Below are 22,457 nucleotides of genomic sequence, written 5' to 3'. Positions count from 1 at the left end.
CAGAGCCTAATGTCTGCAGGAAGCTCCCGTTTATAGCCGATAGTAATACCTTATTTTACAGCAATCGTTTCAATTTCGATCAATACGCCCAGTGGCAATTCTTTCACGGCAAAAGCTGCCCGGGCCGGCGGATTTTCGGGATAATACGAACCATATACTTCATTCATCGCCTTAAAGTTGGCCATATCGCTCAGCAAACAGGTCGATTTTACCACATCGCTATAACCATAACCGGCAGCATGTAAGATCGCTCCGATATTTTTCATCACCTGCGTGGTTTGTCCGGTGATTCCGCCTTCCGCCACCTTACCGGTCGACGGGTCGATAGCCACCTGACCTGAAATATACAAGGTCCCGTTTACTTCTACAGCCTGACTGTACGGACCAATGGCCGCCGGGGCCTGTTCGGTTGAAATAATCTTTTTCATTTTCTGTCTGTTTTTACAATCGATTCTGATAACTGATCATACTCACCTGGACATTTCCGTCCATATTTATGCAAATAAACCAATTTTCTTTCTGAACTGTTTTCGTATTTTAGTGCAAATTTAAAGCTATGGACAAGGAATTGGCAAAACAACAAATTGATAAACTCCGAAAAGAGCTGGAAACTTTTAATTACCAGTATTATGTGCTTTCTCAGCCCACCATCAGCGATTACGAATTCGACATGAAGCTGAAAGAACTGGAAAAGCTGGAAACGGAACATCCGGAGTTTTTCGATCCCAATTCGCCCTCGCAACGGATCGGCAGCGATATCAACCAGGAGTTTGTGCAGGTGAAGCACCAATACCCGATGCTCTCTCTTTCAAATAGTTATTCTGAGGGTGAACTGGTTGATTTTGACCAACGGATTAAAAAGCTGATTGACGAGCCCTACGAGTTTATCTGCGAACTGAAATTCGACGGGACCTCAATAAGCCTGAGCTACGAGAACGGGCAACTGGTGCGGGCTGTAACCCGCGGAGACGGCGAAAAAGGCGACGATGTAACAGCCAATGTCCGAACCATACGCAGTATTCCGCTTAAGTTGACGGGGACTGGTTTTCCGGAGAAATTTGAAATCAGGGGTGAAGTGTTGTTACCCTTTGCCGTATTTACCGAACTCAATCAGGCCCGCGAAGAAAACGGGGAAATGCCTTTTGCCAATCCGCGCAATGCCGCATCGGGAACACTGAAAATGCAAAACTCGGCCGAAGTTGCCAAACGCCGGCTCGACGCTTATTTTTATTACCTGTTAGGTGAAAACCTCCCCGACGACGGTCATTTCGAAAACCTCGGACATGCGCAGCGCTGGGGCTTCAAAATATCGGAACACACCGGGAAATGCGCCGATATCCGGGAGGTGATCAATTTTATCCACGATTGGGATACCGAGCGGTTTAAACTGCCTGTGGCCACCGATGGTATCGTCGTCAAAATAAACTCCCGCCGATTGCAGAATAACCTGGGCTTCACGGCCAAATCGCCACGCTGGGCCATTGCCTATAAATTTAAGGCCGAACAGGTAAGCACCACGCTCGAATCGGTCAGCTTCCAGGTGGGACGCACCGGCACAATAACTCCGGTGGCCAACCTCACCCCGGTGCTCCTGGCCGGAACTGTTGTTAAACGGGCCTCGTTGCACAACGCCGACATCATCGGCAAACTGGATTTACACCTCAACGATGTGGTTTTCGTAGAAAAAGGAGGTGAAATTATTCCCAAAATTGTCGATGTGAACGACTCGCTACGGCATCCGTTGGCGCAAAAAGTCGAATTCATCACGCATTGCCCCGAATGCGGTACCGCCCTGGTTCGCCGCGAAGGCGAAGCTGCCCACTACTGCCCGAACGAAACCGGCTGTCCTCCGCAAATCAAAGGCAAAATTGAACATTTTATCAGCCGTAAGGCGATGAATATTGACGGATTAGGACAAGAAACCATCGAATTACTCTATAACCAGGGGTTAATTCATCACAGCGCTGATTTGTACGATCTCACTGCGGATCAGCTCATTCCGCTGGAACGAATGGGCGAAAAATCGGCCGAACGAATTCTGAAAAGTCTTGAAGACTCGAAGACTGTGCCTTTTGAACGGGTTTTGTTCGCGCTCGGCATTCGCTTCGTGGGCGAAACAGTAGCCAAAAAACTGGCACAAAAGCTGATCAATATCGAAAAGATCCAATCGGCCGGCCTTGACGAACTGACCAATATTGATGAAATCGGAGGTAAAATTGCCGAAAGCGTATTGGCCTATTTTCAGGACGAAAACAACCTCAGAACAATCAACCGATTAAGGGAAAAAGGCCTGCAGTTTGAGCTTGATCAATCGATCGTAACAGAACGAAGCAATAAACTGGAAGGACTGAGTATTGTTATTTCCGGCACATTCGAGAACCATTCGCGCGATGAACTGAAAGAACTGATTGAAAAAAACGGGGGAAAAAACGTCGGCTCAATTTCAAAAAACACCTCCTACCTGTTGGGGGGAAGCAACATTGGCCCGTCGAAGCTCGAAAAAGTTGAGAAATTAGGTATTCCAGTCATCTCGGAAGATGATTTTCTAAAAATGATAGAATAAAAGATTTTGGAGCAATATTTTTACAGAATCCAGTTTTTAAAGGCATTTTCATTACAAATCAAACCGGATTAACGAATCTTAAGATTACTTTTTCAAAGTTCGAAGTTTATTCACAAACAAATTCTTATTTTTGCGCCAACTTATGGGAATAAAAGATCAATTGGTTAATTGGCAGGTCAACCGAAGGATAAAATCCTTAAAGCGAACAAAAAAGTTCTTTAACCTGGAATCAGCAAAAACAGCCGGTATCATCTTTAATTGTGAGGACCGCGCCGCTGTTGAACGCCTGAAAAGAACCCTGTCGCAAAAACAAATCCGGTGCACAGACCTTTGTTTCATTGCCGGATCGGCCGATAACCTGGCCAATTGTATCAGCGAACATGATTTCAGTTTCTGGGGTATGCCCAAAAGCGACAAGTTAACCGGCTTCCTGAATTCGCCTTTTGATCTGCTGATCGATATCAGTATGTCATCCCGAAGGGAAGCACAGGTGATCCGGGCGCTTTCAATGGCTTCATTTAAAACAGGCTGGTCGGATGCCAGGCCCGATTTTTTTGATCTCAGCATTGATGTCAGCAAACGCAGGGAATCCGGTTTTCTGGTTGATCAGATTACCCATTATTTAACCGAAATACAATAAAGAAAATACAGCATGACACACCTTTTTAAAGGCGCAGGGGTTGCCCTGATCACTCCGTTTAAAGAAGATTATTCGATTGATTTTAATGCACTGGAAAAACTGGTTGAAGACCAGATATCCGGAGGAATGGATTATTTAGTGGCCTTGGGAACAACAGCCGAAACCCCTACTCTTTCTGCCGGTGAGCAAAAAGAAGTCGTTCAATGCATTAAATCAAAAGCAAACAAGCGGGTACCCGTCATGCTGGGAATGGGAGGAAACGATCCTTATAAAATCATCAAAAATATTGAAGATACCGATTTCGAAGGTATTGCCGGAATCCTGTCTGTTACGCCTTATTATAACCGTCCGTCGCAACAGGGTTTAATTGAACATTACAAACTGGTGGCCAAAGCCAGTCCGGTGCCGGTAGTCTTGTACAACGTTCCGTCGCGTACGGGAGTGAATATGGAGGCGTCAACATCGGTTGCTATTGCCAATGCCTGCCCCAACGTCGTCGCCGTTAAAGAAGCTTCGGGCGAATCGTCGCAAGTGGCCCGGATGGTCAAACACGGCCCCGAACAGTTTGCGGTCATCTCGGGAGACGACGTGCTGGCCTTGCCGGTGATTGCCGTGGGCGGAATTGGCGTTATTTCGGTAGTCGCCAATGCCCTGCCCGAAAAACTAAGCCGGCTGGTTCATTTGGCCAATAACGGACAATTTGCCGAATCACGCGAACTACACCTGCAACTGGTCGATCTGCTCAAGCTGATTTTCCGTGAAGGAAACCCGGTTGGCGTCAAATCGCTGATGGAAATCATGGGTAAATCAACCGGCGTTGTGCGTCTGCCTTTGTGCCCGGCAAGCCGCGAATTAAGAAATGATCTGGAAGAAGAACTGAAACGCGTTTTGTCGTAAGACAAACAATTAAAGAATCGTCATCATGCGTGTTGAATATCCGGAAATTCCCTCCCCTTGCTTTGTGCTTGAAGAAAACCTGCTGCGTAAAAACCTGGAATTAATCAAATCGGTTGCCAATCGTTCGGGAGTCGAAATCATCCTGGCCTTTAAAGGGTTTGCCATGTGGAGCGCGTTTCCTATTGTACGGGAATACATCAGCGGAGCTACAGCCAGTTCGCTGCACGAAGCCAAACTTTGTGCAGAGGAGATGAAAAGCCCGGCACATACCTATGCCCCGGTGTACGATCTGGAAACTTTTCCCGAGATCATCCGGCTTTCCAGTCATATTACCTTCAACTCGCTGAGCCAGTACGAACGCTTTTACCCGATGATTAAGGCATCCGGCAAAGCGATTTCGACAGCCTTACGTATTAATCCCGAATTTTCGGAAGTGGAAACCGAGTTATACAACCCTTGTGCCCCCGGTTCGCGGTTGGGCATCATTGCCGAACAACTGGACGGTAAACTGCCCGAAGGCATCGACGGGCTGCATTTCCACACCTTGTGTGAATCGTATTCAACCGATCTGGAAAAAACGCTGGCGGCTGTGGAAGAAAAATTCGGCCCTTTCCTGAAACAGGTAAAATGGCTGAATATGGGCGGCGGGCACCTGATGACCCGGAAAGGATACGATACCGAACATTTAATCCGTCTTTTAAAGGATTTGAAATCACGTTACCCTCAGTTGCACATCATCATGGAACCGGGCAGCGCTTTTGCCTGGGAAACCGGCTTTCTGAAAGCGACTGTACTCGATGTGGTAGAAAACAAAGGCATCAAAACGGCCATGCTCAACGTATCGTTTGCAGCCCATATGCCCGACTGCCTCGAAATGCCATATCAACCCCGCATTCGCTATGCCAGTTCGCAACCGGTAGCCGGGAAACCGACTTATCGCATGGGCGGAAACACCTGCCTCAGCGGCGATTATTTTGGCTACTGGTCGTTCGGCGAAGCCTTGCAAACAGGCGACAACCTCATTCTGGAAGACATGATCCACTACACGATGGTGAAAACCACTTTTTTTAACGGCGTGCAACACCCATCCATCGGTATGATTGCCTCCAACGGCGAATTCCGACTGATCCGTCAATTTGGCTACGAGGATTATAAAAACAAGCTGAGCTGATTACCGGAGACCGGAGACCGAAAGATGTATCGCGAAACTCAGGAACTTTGGAGCTCATGAACTCAGACGCTTCTTCACCGCATTGGATGGCGGGAAGCGCAAAACTTCGCCGAAAGCAAGCTCCAGGCCCTTGGCTCAGTGCCTTTCAAGTTCAGTAAAACGCCCGCCGAAACGGTGTGCAGGCCGCCAAAACGCCCGGCTGAGGCTTCGTTTTGAAAGGATTTTTACTTCCGTTAGATGGATGCCAGGCGTTAATAAAGGACTCTGAGCGGTCTGCAAGACCCGGCGATGAGTCGGCCTTGAATTCCGCCAGTCAGAAGTTATACACTTATTGAAGGTTTTAATTCATTTTTACAAATATGTCCTTCCGGACAGGATTTACTTTTTTGCCTTAACACAGAATAAGGTAATAAGGTGAATGTTGATGGCGATGATTTTTCCACGAAGATGGCCTTATAAAATAAGGTTTATATCCGGGAAACAGCCCGGGGTTTGTCATGCTGAACTGGCCTCAGCATCTGTTGCCGTTTGTGGCCCCGGCGTTTAACGACTCTGAAAGATCCTTCCGCTGTCCCCAATTTACAATTCGTCTGCTGACAGGCAATTCATGAACCGGCGGTTCGGAAACCGCCGCACCCGATTAGGAGATGCCACTTGTTAACCGCTTGTTTTTAAATTGACTCCAAATTAGCTGGTTGGTAAAATTAATTACGTCAAGTTTTGTAATTTGGAGGATGAAATGAAAACCACAAACCACCTCGGGCGCATATACAGCGGTTTCCGGCAACTGCCAGATAAGGCAACTTTCCCGTAATACGTGAGCACGCATAATAGCCTTTCTTTCGCAACCTCTCCAACGTAATTGTGGTTCTCAAAATCAGGCATTGTCCGGCAACGGCCTGACATCCTCTGAAAAAAATGACACTTGAAATAAGCGGTTATGTAAAGCTTATTTGTATTTTTAAACTTTTTCAACAACTTACAACAAACCTTGAGTACAATTGATAAAATAATTTGGCTATGATAAATTATCACTATTATCCGACTAACATGCAGATTTGAGATTTTTGATCTTTAATTGCATGATAATCAATTGTTATTATTTCTATTTCAAAAGTCACCCCCTGCTAAAAAGCAAGACTGGTTTGCATATTTGATATTGGTGACCCTCTTTGTTTCAAGTATTCTCGGTTAGTACTTCGAAGCAATTCAAATACATCAAGCAAACTAATCAGATGTATGCGAACTAACGAAGCCACAACTGAAAATGCTTTTTTTGTTTGGGCCATCTTTTGAATCACTGTCATTAGCAATTGTGCAATTAAGGTGCACCAAACCTGTGTGCGAATGGCATTCTCGTTTTCCCCGTAAAAGTAATGAAGCTGGAAGTTCTGTTTCATTTTTTTGAACAGCAGCTCGATGCCCCACCGTTTTTTGTATAAGAACGCTATTTCTTCGGCCGTACTATCCATGCTATTGGTGATAAACTCATAATACCGGTTCTTTTCATCCTGATAGCATACTTTTTTCAGGCGAAGGGTTTTCTTCTGCTTTGTTTGTTTTTTGCCATTTTCATCTTCAGGAGAGTACTCAATTTCTATGATTTCCTCCCGAAGTACCATTGCTTTTCCTTTCTGTTTTTGATGTTCCTGCAACACTTCAATGACCGTATAAAGGGCATTTTTCTTGATCCGGGTAACAAAAAAGACCGATTTACTTGTCCACAAGGCAAACTGATGGTAATAGTTATAGGCCCGGTCGAAAACAACCATACTGTACGAGATCAGTTCCAGTTCCTTCAAAAAGTTTTTGTCGTGTACTTTGGCTTCGGTTATTTTAATAAACCGTCCAACCGATTGTACTGCATCAATGAGCATATGAACCTTTAGCCCGCCTTTCTTTTTGCCATCGTTCTTGGGATTGCGTCCAACTCCTTTCAGAATATCACTGAATAACCGGATCGTGGTCGAATCGATCAGTAAGACTTCTTTAAAGGTGAGGCCAAAGGTTCGGCTGTCCGACAAAAAACTTTGATAATGGTGTACCAATTTAAAATAAACATCTTCAAAGAACTTGTTGTCCCGGTTGCGCATCCCATCGCAAGCGGTACTTTTGGCTGGCGCTTCTTCAAGCCCCAAATGGTTCAGCTTTCCGCCCAAAGCCCGCAGCCCTTCACATATCTCGGTCATCGAGTCGCACCGGCTAAAGATGCCAAAGAGAACCGTGATCAAATGTGTCTTTGCCTTAAAAGCTTTATAGTAATAATCAGCATTGTGCTTCTTTACTATACTGGTCAAACTGATGCCCTCTATTAAACTAATCACTTGTTTGAAAATCGGCTGTCCGACAAAATTTATTTCTGTATTTTTGCTCATGTTGAAGTTTTTTCGCAAAACAAACTTACAACATGGGGCCAAACCTTCGGGGAGTAACCCCTATTTATTTTTTTCCCCGTTCAGTAGTGATAAATTATATAAAAAGTCATTTCGCTGAAGGTTTAATATCAAAAGAACCAGCCATAGAATACTTAGATAAGCTAATGCTCTATGGTCAATTTGTCGGCGATTGGGTTGCAGATACCATTGAGTATTCAGAAGACGGAAGTATTCAGCATTCAAAATGGGATATCTGTTTCGACTGGATTTTAGAAGGACGTGCAATACAGGATCTTTGGATTACTCCTATTCGTGAAAATAGTGAGATTGGTTGGCATGAGCCAGGGAATCGCTACAGTACTACGATTAGGATGTACGACCCCAAAATTGATGCATGGCATATTCTATGGATAAATCCACCGAATGGGATCATTGTTCGTCAAGTTGGGCGTCAAATTGGAAATGAGATTATACAAATTGGAGAGATTGACGATAATGGGCACCAATCTCGCTGGGTTTACCGCGATATCACCTCTGACAGTTTCAGGTGGTGTAATGAAAAGACAGTTGATCGTGGAAATAATTGGAAACTAATGCAGGAGATGCGAGCAAAAAGAATATAGGTCATATTCCGTGCATTTCTTTAGGGCATTTTATGAGTGAGCACATAAAAATAAATTCGAGATTCTCTTTTCAAAGACAGGTTCTCATGACAAAGACATTCAACTTCATAAGACATGTTGGAATTGACACTCAACTATACCCAATAAAGTGTATCTGCCACAAGGGTTTCAGGGGGTATTTTCTTATAAACCTGCCTGATGCAGAATTTTCGTCGCTTAACCCATATGAGAACCAAACCAAACGACCATGCAAAATTCTCCGGAACATATTACTCAACTTCTGGACGGGATCTATCGTAAGGAGTCGCGCCTGGTGTTTGCCACGCTGATTCGCTTGCTTGGAGACTTCAACCTTGCCGAAGATGCCATGCATGATGCCTTCAAGGCTGCGCTTGAGCAATGGACCGAAGATGGCATTCCTTCCAACCCGCGGGCGTGGCTTGTTTCCACCGGCCGGTTTAAAGCAATCGACCGTATGCGGCGTCAATCAAAATTTGACCCGTTGCAGGTACAGCAAGTCCGGCAAATAAAAGCTGATATTGCCGATCCTTCGAAGCAGATTGATCAAGAGATTGAAGACGATGTGCTCCGGCTGATCTTCACCTGCTGCCACCCCGCACTGGCGCTCGATACACGCACGGCCATGACCTTGCGCGAGGTTTGCAATCTGACTACCGAAGAGATTGCCAGCGCATTTCTTGCTACGCCATCTACCATGGCACAGCGAATTGTCCGTGGCAAGGCCAAAATTCGCGAGTCCAGGATACCGTTCGAGGTTCCACCACCGCACGAACTGCCGGACCGGCTCGGGTCGGTTCTACAGGTAGTTTACCTGGTCTTCAATGAGGGCTATTACGCTTCGTCCGGCGAGTTGGTAACCCGTGTTGACCTTTCAAGAGAAGCGATTCGACTCGGGCGCCTGCTGCACGATTTGCTGCCTGACCCTGAGGTTACCGGATTGTTAGGCCTTATGTTACTACACGAATCCCGCCGGTCAGCCCGTACCACACCGGCAGGAGACCTTATTCTTTTGGAAGATCAGGACCGGTCGCTTTGGGATGGCAACATGATCAGCGAGGGGTTATCGTTGGTAAAGCGGGCCCTTTCATCCAAACGGCCAGGCCCATATGCCTTGCAGGCCGCCATCGCGGCGCTGCATACTGAAGCGAAGAGTCCCGATGCCACAGACTGGGCACAGATCGCAGGACTCTATACGCTGTTGCTGCGCATAAATCCCTCTCCTGTAATTGAATTAAACCGCGCTGTCGCCATAGCCATGCATCATGGTCCAGAGGCGGGATTAAGTCGCATCGACGCAATTCTGGAGCGTGGGGAATTAAAAGATTATCACCTGGCTTACTCGGCAAGGGCAGAACTGTGCCGGAAAACCGGCCGGACCAGTGAGGCACGGACGTCATGGGAACGTGCCCTTGCCCTCGCACAACAAGACCCCGAACGGCGATTTATCGAACGAAAGCTCAGAGAACTGGACACGTAATTTCCGGATGGTAAAAAAAATAGAATTGTTTGTCGATTTCGTCCTCAGTTGTTCGACTACCTGGTAACACATAGACAATTCAATTTTAAAACACTAAAAACAACAGACATGAGAAAATTAATAATGTGGAATGTAATCACGCTCGATGGTTATTTTGAAGGAGAAAAAAATTGGGACCTATCCTTTCACAATTCTGTTTGGGGACCAGAACTGGAAAACCTTAGCCTTGAGCAGCTACGCTCGGCTGACTATCTTGTTTTCGGCAGGGTAACCTATGAAGGGATGTCTGCTTACTGGAAGAAGGCGGACAGTGAAAATGACGAAATTGCCAGATTAATGAATAGCATTCCCAAACTCATTTTCTCCAAAACATTGAAAGAAGTTGACTGGAACAATTCAACCTTGATCAATGGGAATGCCTCAGCCGAAATCTCTGGATTAAAAGCTCAAGGCGGCGGAGATATGTATGTATTTGGAAGTGCGGACCTTTCCAAAACATTTATCAACGATGACCTTTTTGATGAATATCGCATTGGAATAGCCCCGGTTATTTTGGGTAGTGGCAGACCTCTGTTCAAACAGGGAATACCGTCCAGGAATTTATCTCTTATTTCTACACAACAGCTTTCGCCCGGAGGTATCGTGCTGAAACTCGCTAAAAAACTTTAAACAAGTCTTCATCTAAAACAAGCCAAATAAAACATGACCGAAAATAAAAAAACCGTTGAGAAATACATGGAAGGATTCCGCAGGAGTGATCATCAAATGATCCTTGATTGTCTTACGGATGATGTAGTCTGGAAAATGCCCGGCGTGTATGCACACCATGGGAAAGAAGAATTCGACAGGGAAATCGAAAACGACAACTTTGTGGGCAGTCCGGCCATCCAGGTCAAAAGGCTCATTGAAGAAAATAATATTGTTATTGCAGAAGGTGCTGTTCTGGGGAAGATGAAAAACGGAAATTCACTTGATGCGGTATTTTGTGATGTATTTGAAATGAACAACGGAAAAATCAACAGCCTTACATCCTATTTAATGACTTTAAACACTTCAATTAAGTTTGAGTGAACGAGAGTAAAAACAGGAAAATTTATTAAAAACCATAAAAGGATAATTATGAAATACATTTGCCTCGGATACATTAATGAAAATGAATGGGAATCCGCCGCCGAAGCGGAGCAACTGGACATGATGGATGAATGCTTCATCTATGATGACGAACTGAAAAAAAATGGACACTTTGTGGGTGGCGAAGCACTGCAGGGCTCTCAAAACGCCACCACATTGAAATGGCGCAACGGCAAAGTCTCGGTGACCGATGGTCCGTTCGCCGAAACCAAAGAACAAATTGGTGGCATCATGATACTTGAAGCCACGGACCTGAATCATGCCATCCGCTTGCTGTCAAATCATCCTTCACTCCGGCTCTTGCGCGAAAGGGGCAGTTGGGAAATCCGGCCGGCTGCCGACCTGACTGCCATGATTGAAGAGAGCGAGCAGCGAAGGAAGGGGTAAGGGAATTAACAGGAGAAAAAAGAAAAACGCACGACAATCGGGTAGACTGCCCCGCCAGTGGATACTGACGGGGTGAGCCTCTCACTCCACTGTACGTACGCGAGCTACGCTCCTCCTCTTCGGTCAAAATGTCCACCGGACATTTTAAACTCGGGCGCATATACAGCGGTTTCCGGCAACTGCCGAACGGGACGACGCATTCATACGCCTGTTGTGGAGGTCGTTACAAACGACGGCCGACGGTTCCCTCGTTTGAACATAGCGGCACGAGGGAGAGTGCGGTTGTCGCCACAACGGAGGGATACTGATACCAGATTAATTTATCCGGGAAATACAATCGTATTATCCGGTTATTCTAAAAGATCCTCCCGCTTCAAGCATTACTTGAACTAAATGACAACTAATGTCAAGTTTTAACGAACGGTCTGAATCAGAACAAGAGATTCTCCCTGTCGTGAAAATTAAACTTCTGCCTTCTGCCTGGTTACTGATGACTTGACACGAATAATAATAACGTATCTTAATCGGAAAGGCGGCTGGCAGGATTATAGCCCTGCCATCCGCCTTTCTCACGTATCCGCTACTGGCAAATAGGTATTTGTACACAATTAATTCCTTAAGTCAAAGCTCGTGAATGGCTTCGAGGTTGGCCTGCCCCGCCTCAATGGCCTGCAGGTTTAAGGGAATCAGTTTATGATGACGTTCCGGCAGCGATTTCTCCAACCCTTTTCTGATGCTTTCCATTTTAACTACCGGTTTGGCTTTCAGGTAAGCGCCCAGCACCACCATGTTAAAGGTTTTAACGTTCCCCATGTCGGCCGCAATCCGGGTACCTTCAATTTTATAAATATTGATATCGGTACGCGTCGGCGGATGAATAATGCCGTTGGGGTCGTACAACAACACCCCGCCGGGTTTTACCGCCTTCTCAAACTTGTTCATCGACTGTTGGTTCAGGATGATGGCGGTATCAAATTCGTGCAGAATAGGCGAACTGATCCGGCTGTCGCTCAGGATGACCGAAACATTGGCTGTACCCCCGCGCATTTCGGGTCCGTACGAAGGGAACCAGGTGACTTCCTGTCCCTGCATAACGCCCGAATAGGCCAGAATTTTACCCATCGAAAGAACCCCTTGTCCGCCAAAACCGGCTATGATGATTTCTTCAGTCATGATCTTCAATTTTAATTCTTTTTTAAATAGGCCTCCGGGGCATCTCTTTCGGCATCTTTAATATCGCCAACCGGGTAAAAGGGAAACATGTTCTCTTCCATCCAACTGTTGGCATCAACCGGCGACAGGCGCCAGCCTGAGTTGCAGGTCGAAACCACTTCGACAAAGGAAGTTCCCTTTTGGGCCAGTGCATTTTCAAAGGCCTTTTTAATGGCTTTTTTACATTTACGCGAGGAGGCCGGCGTATGAACCGACTGCCTGGTCACGTAGGATGTTCCGGGTAACTGACCGATCAATTCGGTAATTTTCAGCGGGTAGCCGTTCCGGTCGCGGTCGCGTCCGCAGGGCGTGGTTGAAGTGACCTGCCCAAGCAGAGTTGTTGGCGCCATTTGTCCGCCGGTCATTCCGTAAATGGCGTTATTGATAAAGATGACGACGATATTTTCGCCCCGGTTACAGGCATGCATAATTTCGGCTGTCCCGATCGAAGCCAGGTCGCCGTCGCCCTGGTAGGTAAACACCACCTTGCCGGGGTTGGTCCGGGAGATGCCGGTTGCTACGGCGGGCGCCCGTCCATGTGCCGCTTCCTGCCAGTCAATGTCGATGTAGTTATAGGCAAAAACCCCGCAGCCAACGGGCGAAACGCCGATGGTTTTTTCCTGTATGTCCAGTTCTTCGATCACTTCGGCCAATAGTTTATGGACAACGCCGTGACTGCATCCGGGACAATAGTGCATGGTTTTGTTTGTCAGCAAACTGGGTTTCTGATAGACCAGGTTTTCCGGTTTAATGATTTCCGCGATATCCATTTTATTGCCCTCCGATTAATTTTTGTTCCAATGCATTTACCACTTCGCCGGGAGTCGGAATAATTCCACCCATCCGTCCAAAATAGGTCACCGGGACCTGGCAACCCGAACAACCGACAGCCAACTGCACGTCTTCGATCATTTGCCCGGCATTCATCTCAACTGTCATAAATCCCTTCACCCGTTTGGCCAGTGCGGCAATGGGTTTTTTCGGGAAAGGATACAGGGTAATGGGGCGAAGCAAGCCCACTTTCAGTCCTTTTGCCCGGGCAATATCGACCGATTTTTGACAAATGCGAGCCGATGACCCAAAAGCGACGAACACATAATCGGCGTCGTCGCATTCAATCATCTCGTACCTGACTTCCTGTTCTTCCATCAGCCGGTATTTCTCCTGGAAACGCAGGTTATTCTGTTCCATTTTTGCCGAATCCATTTCGAGGGAAGTCACAATGTTGTAATTTCGGGAGGGCTTTCGTCCGGTAGTTGCCCACGATCCGTATGCTGCATCAATTTCTTCGTCGGTCAGACGGGGCTGAAAATCGCTCAGTTCCACTTTTTCCATCATCTGCCCGATAGCCCCGTCAGACAGGATCATGGCCGGGTTGCGGTATTTAAAAGCCAGCTGAAAAGCCAGCTCTACAAAATCGTTCATTTCCTGGACTGATGCAGGGGCCAGCACAATTAATTTATAATCGCCGTGTCCGCCTCCTTTTGTTGCCTGAAAATAGTCGGCCTGCGAAGGCTGAATGGTTCCCAAACCAGGGCCGCCCCGTTGTACATTCACAATCACACAAGGCAACTCGGCGCCGGCGATGTACGAAATTCCTTCGGACATCAGACTGATACCCGGACTCGACGACGAAGTCATCACCTTTTTTCCTGAGCCGGCAGCGCCATATACCATGTTGATAGAGGCGACTTCGCTTTCGGCCTGCAAAACAACCATGCCTGTTTCGTCCCAGGGCTCGCGGGCCATAAGGGTTTCCATTACCTCAGACTGAGGGGTGATCGGGTAGCCGAAATAGCCATCGCATCCGCAGCGGATGGCTGCTTCGGCAATGACTTCGTTCCCCTTCATTAATCTTAATTCTCCCATCTATCTATAATTTGATGATTACAAGAAACTACAATTTAACCCGATAAACCGTAATACAGCTGTCGGGGCAAACCACCGCGCAGTTTGAACAACCAATACAGACCTCCGGATTTTCCATAAAGGAATAATGATATCCGCGGCTGTTCACTTGCTTGTTTTGTCCAAGTACCTGTTGCGGGCATGCCACCACACAGAGGGCACAACCTTTACATTCTTCAGTGTCAACCACCACTGCTCCAATAACTTTTGCCATGGTTCGTTTTAATTTTTTGTTGTTATATTATTTACTCAGGCGTTCCAAGATAAAGATAGTCCTTCAGCCAAAAAATGACTTTTTAACGTTTTAAGATGCGGTAAGCGGATTAAGGCAAATTCTCCTGTTTCCAATAACCAATGACTAATGACCAATCTCCATTTTTCCCTTCTCAGAACTTCCTGAATTCATGCGCCGACATTTTCAGGTCCTCACAAAACTATCCCAATCATCAAAGGATGCCTGCAACAAATGTTGCGAAATCAAAGTTTATTGAGGATGCGCGTGAAGATATTCCGGTGTATCCCCAGGTAAGAAGCCACGTGTTGACGCTGTACCCGCGACACGATTTTACTGTGTTCCTTCACAAAATTACGCACCCGTTGCGAAGCCGAAAGCGATTGCAGGGCATGTACCCGCCTGATCGCCTGCACGTAACTTTCTTCGGCCATAATACGCACCATGCGTTCCAGTTGCGGGTTTTGTTCGAGCAATTCCTCGTACTCGCTCCGGTCGATCCAAATCAGCTCCGAATCCTCGTAGGCCCGGATTGACTCGGCCGATTTTTTGCCGGTCATAAAGGTTTCATGACTGCTCACGATGCTGTTTTCGGGGGTGTAATAAAAGCGGGAAATCCACTCCTGCCCGTTCTCGGCGGTATAACTGGCATACAACAAGCCGCTCAGCAAAATACCCAGTTTCCGGTTTTGTTCGCCGTAATCGATGAAGGTTTCCCCCTTCTTCAGCACAACGGGTTCGCGGGCCGCAAAAAATTCCTTCAAGCGGGCAAGCGTTTGCTGATATCCCGAATCCAGACTGTTTCCATTCATGTCAAAATTTTTCTGTCGTTATGAAAAGTCAGCATGAAATTGTTTCAGGCGTTTCTCCAATTCGTCGAATTGGCTGCGCTTTACATGCGACACACAAGCCCTCAGGCCCTCGAGTTCACTTCCCGTGTTCTTCAGGGTAATGGCGCTGATCCCGTAATAGAGTAACCGATTCAGCAACTCGCCGCCGGTCATGCCCGGATATCCGATGGTGAAGTAAAACCCATCGGCAATCGGCTCGTCTCCATCCTTGCCGTAAACAATTTCGAAACCGTTTTCGACGAACAAGCGTTTCATGATTTTGGCCTTTTCGCCATATTCTTTTACTTCTTCCACAAAATTGAACAGGCCGTCGTTTGCTGCCTTAAACATGGCCGCCAAAGCATATTGCCCGGAATGACCGGTTCCCGACGAAATGGCATAAAGCACACGAAGGGTAATGGTATTTCCGAAGCTGTTGCTCTGAAAGCGGCTTTTCAGGTTTTCGTAATCGCGGTTATACAACGCGTCGGAAATGACCATGATGCCGATTCGCTGTCCGGCATACGAGAATATTTTTGAACTTGAAATAAAGAGGACAAACTGATCGGTGTAACGGGCCACGGTTGCCTGATAGGGCGGTTTTCCGGGCGTAAACAAGTCTTTCCGGAAATCCATCGCGAAGTAAGCCAGGTCTTCGAGCACAATGATATCGTACTTGTTGGCCATTTCTCCGATAATTTGCAATTCTTCTTCCGTAAAGCAGATCCAGCTCGGGTTATTCGGGTTGGAATAGATCAGCGCGCTGATATGCCCTTTGCTCAGGATGCTTTCCAGCTTTTCCCGAAGTTTTTTGCCCCGGTAGTTGAAAATATCAAAGCTTTCGTATTTAGAGCCCATCACCATCATTTGCTGTTTCTGCACCGGGAAACCGGGATCGATAAACAGCACGGTATCTTTTTTCACATCGAGGTTGGAGGCCACCAGCAAAGCCGAATAGGTGCCCTGCATCGATCCGACCGTCGGGATACAACCGGCCGGCGACACATCGACATCCATGAACAGTTTTACAAAACGGGAGGCTTCCTCCTTCAGCGGTTTTATCCCGTCAATCATCGGATAGACCGATGCCACACCCGATTTCAGGGCGGCGATCTCGGCTTCGACCCCCACCGAAGCAGGCGGCAGTCCGGGAACGCCCATTTCCATCCGGATGAACTTTTCGGGGCTTTCTTCTTCAATTAAATTAACAAGGGCAACGATTTCGCGGATCGACGCATTTCCGGCATCTTCAATCCTCAGGCGTTTCAGGTTTTTTGTTACCAGCTCCTGATTGATGGGTGTATTTTTCATGATTAAACTTGCTATGTATCGGGGCCGTTTAGAAGCCGAAACCGGCTTTTACCGAGTTAACCCAGTTGGCAATACGTTCGTCTGTCAATTCCGGCTCAAAATCTTCGTCAAGGGCTAAGCCAACAAATTTTCCATCGATCAGCGCCTCCGAGTCTTCAAATTCGTAACCTGCCGGATCAACTTGTCCGATGAGGTTCACGTTTTCGTTTTCTTTGAGAATTTCTTTTACTAAAACCCCCATGGCATTCACAAAATGTTCGGGATAAGTCACATGATCGCCTAAACCAAAAACGGCGATGGTTTTGTTTGAGTAATCCACTTTGCTGATCTCGGGGAAAAACCGGGCCCAATCGGTATTGGAGTATTCAGAATCCCAGGTTTCCTTTCCCACGGTTGAAATTCCAAAAATGATTTTCGTATACTTTTCCAGGGTAGCCGCACTTGCTCCGTTCACCGAAACAAGATCAACCAGATCGTCACCAATGGCAGTTTTTACCTTTTCAGCAACACGATGAACTGATCCTTTCTCCGGACCAAAAAACAATCCTATCTTATCCATAATTGTATGTTTTACTGATTAGTGATATCAAGTTCTCCGCGAACATATTCCCCTAAAATAGACAAACTCGAAACATTTTTCAACACTAAATGGATGGCGCGTTCATAATTTTCTTCCGAATCGTACTCGACATCCACGTGCATGGTGTACTCGTTTGGTTTTCCCACAATCGGAACCGACTGAATTTTATTCAGGTTGATCTTGTTATCGGCAAAAATATTTAAAACGCGGGCCAGAGCGCCGTAATAATGGCCCACCTCGAAGCAAAGCGATGCTTTGTTGGTGGCGCCGTTCGCCCGGGCTTGTTTGGCCAGAATCCAGAAACGGGTGTAGTTCTTCTTATTGGTTTCGATACCGGTTTCGAGCACATCCAGCCCGTAAATCTCGGCTGTACGCAAATTGCCGATGGCAGCAGCATCTGTCAGGTTTTCCTCAATCAGCAACTTACCCGACTTGGCAGTATCCTGATTTTCAATAATCTTGGCATTGGGGAAATACTTTTCGATATATTCCACACACTGACGGATCGCAACGGGGTGAGAGTAGATTGTTTTGATATCTTCTTTTTTGCCTCCGGGCACCATCATCAGGTTCATCTGGATATGAACGTAAGTTTCGCCGATCACACGCAGGTGAAAATCACGGATGAGCGAATAGTTTTGAAGAATACTTCCGGCAATGGAATTTTCGATGGCCATTACGGCAATATCCACTTTATCGGCATCAATTAATTCGCAAACACTCTGAAAAGACCGACACTCCACCACTTCAATCTCTTCGTCACCAAAATATTTCCGTGCAGCGTCTTCGTGAAAGGAACCTGCAATTCCCTGAATAGCAATCTTCTTCATACCTTTATTTCTAAAATTAAAATCCCGGGGGATTAAGCCGGGACAATTTACACAAAAATCGGGCTGCCTGTTTCACGATTGAACAATCGCTTCCCTAAAATTAACGAAAAGACAAGTATTCGCCCATTTTTTGCCTGAGCGAACAAAAAGGGCAACTGCCTTCGCCGACAGTTTGAGCCGTTCGGATGTTGTTTTCAGAAAAGCCGGAACCAGCTCCGACCCTGACATACACCTTATTTTAACCGGCAAGCGAATGCGCTTACAGTTTATACAAATCGCTTGCTTTTACCAGCTCCATCTGATGTTCCTGCAGAACACGGATACATTTTTGAATATTCTCCGGTTTCAATACGATGTTGGCCGACTGTTTATCCATCGAAAAAGCATACAGATATTCGATAAACACCCCCTCGGAAGATAAAATATTCAATGCCCTGGCCAGCGCCCCGGGAGCATTCGGGCTGCTGAGGCAAACCACCTCGGTGAGGCGGACAGCAAAACCTGCGCTTTTCAGTGCATCGAGCGCTTTATCCGGATCGGATACAATCAGCCGCAGAATACCAAATTCGGAGGTATCGGCCACGCTAAAAGCAGACATATTGATTCCGGCATCGCCTAAGATCCCGGCCACTTCGTTTAACCTTCCGGTTTTATTTTCAAGAAATACCGATAATTGTTTGATGATCATGACAATGCTCTCCTATAATTTACGGTTATCAATAACACGTTTGGCTTTTCCCGCGGTACGCTCGATGGTTTTGGGTTCAACCAATTTTACGTTCACCGAAATGCCGAGCGTACTTTGGATGTTGTGTGTGATTTTTTTGCGAAGCGATTCCAATTGCTTAATTTCATCGGAGAAGAACTGTTCCTGCACTTCTACCATGAGGTTCAGCGTATCCAGGTTGCCTTCGCGTTCAACGATCAGCAGGTAATGGGGTTCGGTTTCGCTCATTTCCAACAGTACACTTTCGATTTGCGACGGGAAGACGTTCACCCCGCGAATAATCAGCATATCGTCGCTGCGCCCTTTGCATTTCTCCATACGAACCAGCGTTCTTCCGCAATCGCATGTATCGTAAATCAAACGGGTCAGGTCGCGGGTCCGGTAACGAATCAGCGGAATCCCTTCTTTCGTAATGGTCGTAAACACCAACTCACCCACTTCGCCGGCAGGCATCGGTTCCAGTGTTTCTGGGTGAATAATTTCCGGGATAAAATGATCTTCGTTGATGTGCATTCCACACTGATGTTCGCATTCGCACGAAACACCCGGTCCGATGATTTCGCTCAAACCGTAAATATCGATGGCCTTTAATCCCAGCTTGGCTTCAATTTCTTTCCGCATATTCTCGGTCCACGGTTCGGCGCCAAAAATACCTACGCGCAGTTTCAGGTCTTCTTTTTTAATCCCGGCCTCCTGCATGGCTTCAGCCAGATATAAGGAATACGAAGGCGTACAGGCCACTACCGTGGTCCCGAAATCCTCCATCAGCTGCAACTGTTTCTGCGTATTCCCTCCCGAGATCGGGATTACCGAAGCCCCCAGGTTTTCGCATCCGTAGTGTAGTCCCAATCCCCCGGTAAACAGTCCGTATCCATAGGCCACCTGTACAATATCGTTCTGATGGACGCCGGCCATACACAACGACCGGGTAACCACTTCCGACCAGCTGTTTAAATCTTTCCGGGTATAACCAACTACGGTTGGTTTTCCGGTTGTCCCCGACGAAGCATGGATACGCACAATTTCGCTCATAGGCACCGTAAACATGCCGAAGGGGTAATTATCGCGCAAGTCCTGTTTGGTCGTGAACGGTAGTTTCGACAAATCATCTGCCGATTTAATGTCGGCAGGCACCAAACCCACTTCCTGCATTTTTTTCCGGTAACCGGGCACATTGTGATAAATCCGCTGAACGGTTTCTTTCAGCCGTTCCGATTGGATTGCCTTCATTTCGTCGCGGCCCGCGCATTCAATCTTCTCATTCCAAATCATAACGATATCTTTTTACCGGACGCCATCATAACAGGCGTCCAACTGTTTTTGATCAATCTTTTCGGTGAATAAGCTGACAACAACCAGGATGACAGCTGAAACAGGCAAGGCAATCACAATGGGATCGATGATCATCCACGGAAATTGCTCAAACAATACATCTTTTCTGAACAACGCGCGGCAGATCCCAAGCGGCTGAGACTCTTTCTGGTGCATAAAAACCAGCATGAACAGGCTCGACAGCAAACCCGACCACATACTCCACTTAACCCCTGATTTGGTGGCGCCTTTCCAATATAAACCTGCAAAATAGGCCGGAAGAAAAGTAGCGGCACAAATGCCAAAGAAAACGGCCGTTCCCCGGGCAACAACGCCTTCGGGCAACTGATACCCGATCAGGATGCTCACCACGATGGCCACTATAATGCCCACCCGGGTAATGAGCATGCTGTTCATCTGTTTTTCAGGAAACAGGTTCTCGAATAAATCCCGACCGATGGATGTTCCCATCGTATGAAACTGCGAACTTAAGGTTGACATGCCTGCCGACAATAAAGCCAGCATAAACAGGTAAACAAACCACTCGGGCATGGCTGCATTCAGGTATTTCGGGATGATCAGATCAACATTGCCCCCGGCCGAAGCAATGGCCAGTTGACCGCTCTCGCGGTAAAAATACAGGTTCGACAAAGCCCCGACGGTATAAACAAAGCCGGTCACCACAAAAATAAAAATACCGCCAATCAGCACCGCCCGGTTTAACTCGCGGTTACTTTTCACGGTCATAAAACGAACGACCAGCTGCGGCTGGGCCAATACCCCGATACCGACACCGAGGATCAGGTTGGTGGTTAAGGTCCACCACCAGACCGAACCCAGGGCAGGAAAAGCAGTCCATCCCTGGTGACCCTGCTGCCTCAATCCGTCCGGGACTAAGTTGGCCATGCTTGTCAGCGCTTCGTGCGCCCCGGTAACTCCTCCCAGTTTAATGTAGGTCATAATGAGCAGGAAGAACAGGCTCAAAAACATGATTCCTCCCTGAAGCGCATCGGTATACATCACCCCTTTTAAACCCCCGGCCACCACGTAAGCGGCAATAATCACGGAAAAGAAAGTCAGGGCAATGCCAAAGTCAATCTGGAAAATACTTTCGATAAAACGGGCGCCGCCAATCAATACCACCGCCGCATACAAGGGCATGGCCACAAAGATGATGGCTCCGCTGAGCATTTGGATGCCTTTCGACCCGAAACGGGCGCCTATAAATTCGGGAAAGGTGTGGGCATCCAGGTTATGGCCCATTTTACGGGTACGGCGTCCGAAAAAGATGAAAGCGATAAACACCCCGACAAAAATATTCAGAAAGGTCAGCCAGATCATTCCCATACCGTATACGGCTGAGATGCCGCCGAAACCGATGATGGCCGAGGTTGAAATAAAGGTGGCGCCATACGAAACAGCCATCACAAATGGATGGATTTCGCGACCGCCCAACAGGTAATCTTTGGCTGTTTTAGTCTTTCGGAATCCAACATAGCCCAGGTAGGCGATGAGTAAAAGATAAATAACAACAATGAGCCCGAGTGTAAATGTGTTCATAAATCAGATTTAAAGTTGTTCGTTGATCTTTTCTTCCTGTTCTTCCCAATCCATGTCGCGTTTCAATTCGTCGGGACCGGGTTCTGCTCCTTTATTCCAGTTTTTAGCCCCGTACCACACGCAGGCCAGCAAACTGAACAGGGCCAGCAAATAGCCCAGGTAAATTCCGGGATCGTCAATTCCAAGCATATTATCAGTTTTAGTTCGATTCTGTTTTAGTCTCAGATTCCTGTTATTCGCCGTAAACCAGTTTATCCGCTAAAGGATAGAGCCCTTCGGCGGCCAAAGTCGCCAACGCCTGATCGTAATCGTCCACATCAATAAATAACAGGGCCTGTTCGTTTTGCCTGATCACGCGACCATAGGCATTCAGGATATTGATCCCGGCCGAAGCCACTTTCATCAGAATCTCGTCCAACCCGCCCGGATGGTCTTCCATGCCAAAAGCAAGCACTTTACGCAAAGCGGCCGACAAACCGGCATTGTTCAGAACCTCACATGCTATTTCGGGCTTATTGACCAAAAGATTCAGAATGCCCCATCCGCTTACGGTATGGGTCAGGGTCATGGAACGGATATTAATGCCATTGTCTCTCAATACGCGGGTAACCCGTTCAAAATGACCGGTTTTATTTTCTAAAAAGATGGATACATGATAGGCCATGATCGTA

Annotated in this window: 24 protein-coding genes; 9 read left to right on the top strand and 15 right to left on the bottom strand. The window is 47.0% G+C overall.

What is annotated here, in order from left to right:
- Positions 1–50 precede the first annotated feature (50 nt).
- Positions 51–428, bottom strand: coding sequence for a RidA family protein (locus AC6H3C_RS07220; protein ID WP_497520047.1), 378 nt, complete (start codon positions 426–428; stop codon positions 51–53).
- Positions 429–556: 128 nt separating this feature from the next.
- Between AC6H3C_RS07220 and ligA the strand changes: the two genes are divergently transcribed.
- The 4 genes from ligA (at position 557) to nspC (ending at position 5,271) form a co-directional block, all read left to right on the top strand.
- On the top strand, positions 557–2,563 hold the full coding sequence (gene ligA, locus AC6H3C_RS07215) for an NAD-dependent DNA ligase LigA (protein WP_497520046.1): 2,007 nt from the start codon (positions 557–559) through the stop codon (positions 2,561–2,563).
- A gap of 142 nt (positions 2,564–2,705) precedes the next feature.
- Positions 2,706–3,203 carry a DUF6913 domain-containing protein gene (locus AC6H3C_RS07210; RefSeq protein WP_497520045.1) on the top strand — a complete coding sequence of 166 codons (498 nt, stop codon included), beginning with the start codon at positions 2,706–2,708 and terminating at the stop codon, positions 3,201–3,203.
- A gap of 12 nt (positions 3,204–3,215) precedes the next feature.
- Positions 3,216–4,100, top strand: coding sequence for a 4-hydroxy-tetrahydrodipicolinate synthase (gene dapA / locus AC6H3C_RS07205; protein WP_497520044.1), 885 nt, complete (start codon positions 3,216–3,218; stop codon positions 4,098–4,100).
- Positions 4,101–4,125: 25 nt separating this feature from the next.
- Positions 4,126–5,271 (top strand): carboxynorspermidine decarboxylase, encoded by a 1,146-nt coding sequence (nspC, locus tag AC6H3C_RS07200; protein ID WP_497520043.1) that lies wholly within the window; start codon positions 4,126–4,128, stop codon positions 5,269–5,271.
- 1,127 nt (positions 5,272–6,398) lie between these two features.
- On the opposite strand, the gene AC6H3C_RS07195 is transcribed toward nspC, so the two are convergent.
- Positions 6,399–7,646 carry an IS4 family transposase gene (locus tag AC6H3C_RS07195; RefSeq protein ID WP_497517007.1) on the bottom strand — a complete coding sequence of 416 codons (1,248 nt, stop codon included), beginning with the start codon at positions 7,644–7,646 and terminating at the stop codon, positions 6,399–6,401.
- A 32-nt stretch (positions 7,647–7,678) separates the two neighbouring features.
- On the opposite strand from AC6H3C_RS07195, the gene AC6H3C_RS07190 reads away from it, so the two are divergent.
- From AC6H3C_RS07190 to AC6H3C_RS07170, 5 genes are all read left to right on the top strand, one after another.
- Positions 7,679–8,269, top strand: a complete 591-nt coding sequence (locus AC6H3C_RS07190) for a hypothetical protein (protein ID WP_497520041.1) — start codon at positions 7,679–7,681, stop codon at positions 8,267–8,269.
- Between the two features lie 247 nt (positions 8,270–8,516).
- Complete coding sequence (locus AC6H3C_RS07185; protein ID WP_497520039.1) at positions 8,517–9,767, top strand: RNA polymerase sigma factor; 1,251 nt, start codon at positions 8,517–8,519, stop codon at positions 9,765–9,767.
- Positions 9,768–9,875: 108 nt separating this feature from the next.
- Positions 9,876–10,436 carry a dihydrofolate reductase family protein gene (locus AC6H3C_RS07180; protein ID WP_497520037.1) on the top strand — a complete coding sequence of 187 codons (561 nt, stop codon included), beginning with the start codon at positions 9,876–9,878 and terminating at the stop codon, positions 10,434–10,436.
- Positions 10,437–10,469: 33 nt separating this feature from the next.
- Positions 10,470–10,838: a nuclear transport factor 2 family protein gene (locus AC6H3C_RS07175; RefSeq protein WP_497520036.1), complete on the top strand. Its 369-nt coding sequence runs from the start codon at positions 10,470–10,472 to the stop codon at positions 10,836–10,838.
- A 48-nt stretch (positions 10,839–10,886) separates the two neighbouring features.
- Positions 10,887–11,285 carry a YciI family protein gene (locus tag AC6H3C_RS07170; RefSeq protein ID WP_497520035.1) on the top strand — a complete coding sequence of 133 codons (399 nt, stop codon included), beginning with the start codon at positions 10,887–10,889 and terminating at the stop codon, positions 11,283–11,285.
- Between the two features lie 621 nt (positions 11,286–11,906).
- On the opposite strand, the gene AC6H3C_RS07165 is transcribed toward AC6H3C_RS07170, so the two are convergent.
- The 13 genes from AC6H3C_RS07165 to AC6H3C_RS07105 form a co-directional block, all read right to left on the bottom strand.
- Entirely contained in the window at positions 11,907–12,458 is a 552-nt protein-coding gene (locus AC6H3C_RS07165) for a 2-oxoacid:ferredoxin oxidoreductase subunit gamma family protein (protein WP_497520033.1), read from the bottom strand.
- An 11-nt stretch (positions 12,459–12,469) separates the two neighbouring features.
- Positions 12,470–13,267: a thiamine pyrophosphate-dependent enzyme gene (locus tag AC6H3C_RS07160; protein ID WP_497520032.1), complete on the bottom strand. Its 798-nt coding sequence runs from the start codon at positions 13,265–13,267 to the stop codon at positions 12,470–12,472.
- Position 13,268: 1 nt separating this feature from the next.
- Positions 13,269–14,366 (bottom strand): 3-methyl-2-oxobutanoate dehydrogenase subunit VorB, encoded by a 1,098-nt coding sequence (locus tag AC6H3C_RS07155; RefSeq protein ID WP_497520030.1) that lies wholly within the window; start codon positions 14,364–14,366, stop codon positions 13,269–13,271.
- 28 nt (positions 14,367–14,394) lie between these two features.
- On the bottom strand, positions 14,395–14,619 hold the full coding sequence (locus AC6H3C_RS07150; protein ID WP_497520028.1) for a 4Fe-4S binding protein: 225 nt from the start codon (positions 14,617–14,619) through the stop codon (positions 14,395–14,397).
- Between the two features lie 263 nt (positions 14,620–14,882).
- Positions 14,883–15,449, bottom strand: coding sequence for a Crp/Fnr family transcriptional regulator (locus AC6H3C_RS07145; RefSeq protein ID WP_497520027.1), 567 nt, complete (start codon positions 15,447–15,449; stop codon positions 14,883–14,885).
- A gap of 18 nt (positions 15,450–15,467) precedes the next feature.
- The gene (locus tag AC6H3C_RS07140) at positions 15,468–16,778 is read right to left on the bottom strand and encodes an aminotransferase class I/II-fold pyridoxal phosphate-dependent enzyme (RefSeq protein WP_497520026.1); all 1,311 of its coding nucleotides are present in this window, start codon (positions 16,776–16,778) and stop codon (positions 15,468–15,470) included.
- A 28-nt stretch (positions 16,779–16,806) separates the two neighbouring features.
- On the bottom strand, positions 16,807–17,337 hold the full coding sequence (locus tag AC6H3C_RS07135) for a flavodoxin (protein WP_497520025.1): 531 nt from the start codon (positions 17,335–17,337) through the stop codon (positions 16,807–16,809).
- A gap of 11 nt (positions 17,338–17,348) precedes the next feature.
- A complete protein-coding gene (locus tag AC6H3C_RS07130; protein WP_497520024.1) occupies positions 17,349–18,188 on the bottom strand; it encodes a prephenate dehydratase in 840 nt (279 codons plus the stop codon).
- Positions 18,189–18,447: 259 nt separating this feature from the next.
- On the bottom strand, positions 18,448–18,876 hold the full coding sequence (locus AC6H3C_RS07125) for an ACT domain-containing protein (protein WP_497520023.1): 429 nt from the start codon (positions 18,874–18,876) through the stop codon (positions 18,448–18,450).
- Between the two features lie 12 nt (positions 18,877–18,888).
- On the bottom strand, positions 18,889–20,187 hold the full coding sequence (locus AC6H3C_RS07120; protein ID WP_497520022.1) for a phenylacetate--CoA ligase family protein: 1,299 nt from the start codon (positions 20,185–20,187) through the stop codon (positions 18,889–18,891).
- A 12-nt stretch (positions 20,188–20,199) separates the two neighbouring features.
- Positions 20,200–21,786 (bottom strand): sodium:solute symporter family protein, encoded by a 1,587-nt coding sequence (locus tag AC6H3C_RS07115; protein WP_497520021.1) that lies wholly within the window; start codon positions 21,784–21,786, stop codon positions 20,200–20,202.
- Between the two features lie 9 nt (positions 21,787–21,795).
- Positions 21,796–21,975 (bottom strand): symporter small accessory protein, encoded by a 180-nt coding sequence (locus AC6H3C_RS07110; protein ID WP_497520020.1) that lies wholly within the window; start codon positions 21,973–21,975, stop codon positions 21,796–21,798.
- 43 nt (positions 21,976–22,018) lie between these two features.
- Complete coding sequence (locus tag AC6H3C_RS07105) at positions 22,019–22,450, bottom strand: ACT domain-containing protein (protein WP_497520018.1); 432 nt, start codon at positions 22,448–22,450, stop codon at positions 22,019–22,021.
- Positions 22,451–22,457 lie beyond the last annotated feature (7 nt).

The sequence above is a fragment of the Gaoshiqia sp. US2 genome (genome assembly GCF_059705485.1).
The sequence above is the reverse complement of the archived record's forward strand: the minus strand, read 5'-3'. Positions and strand labels throughout refer to the sequence as shown.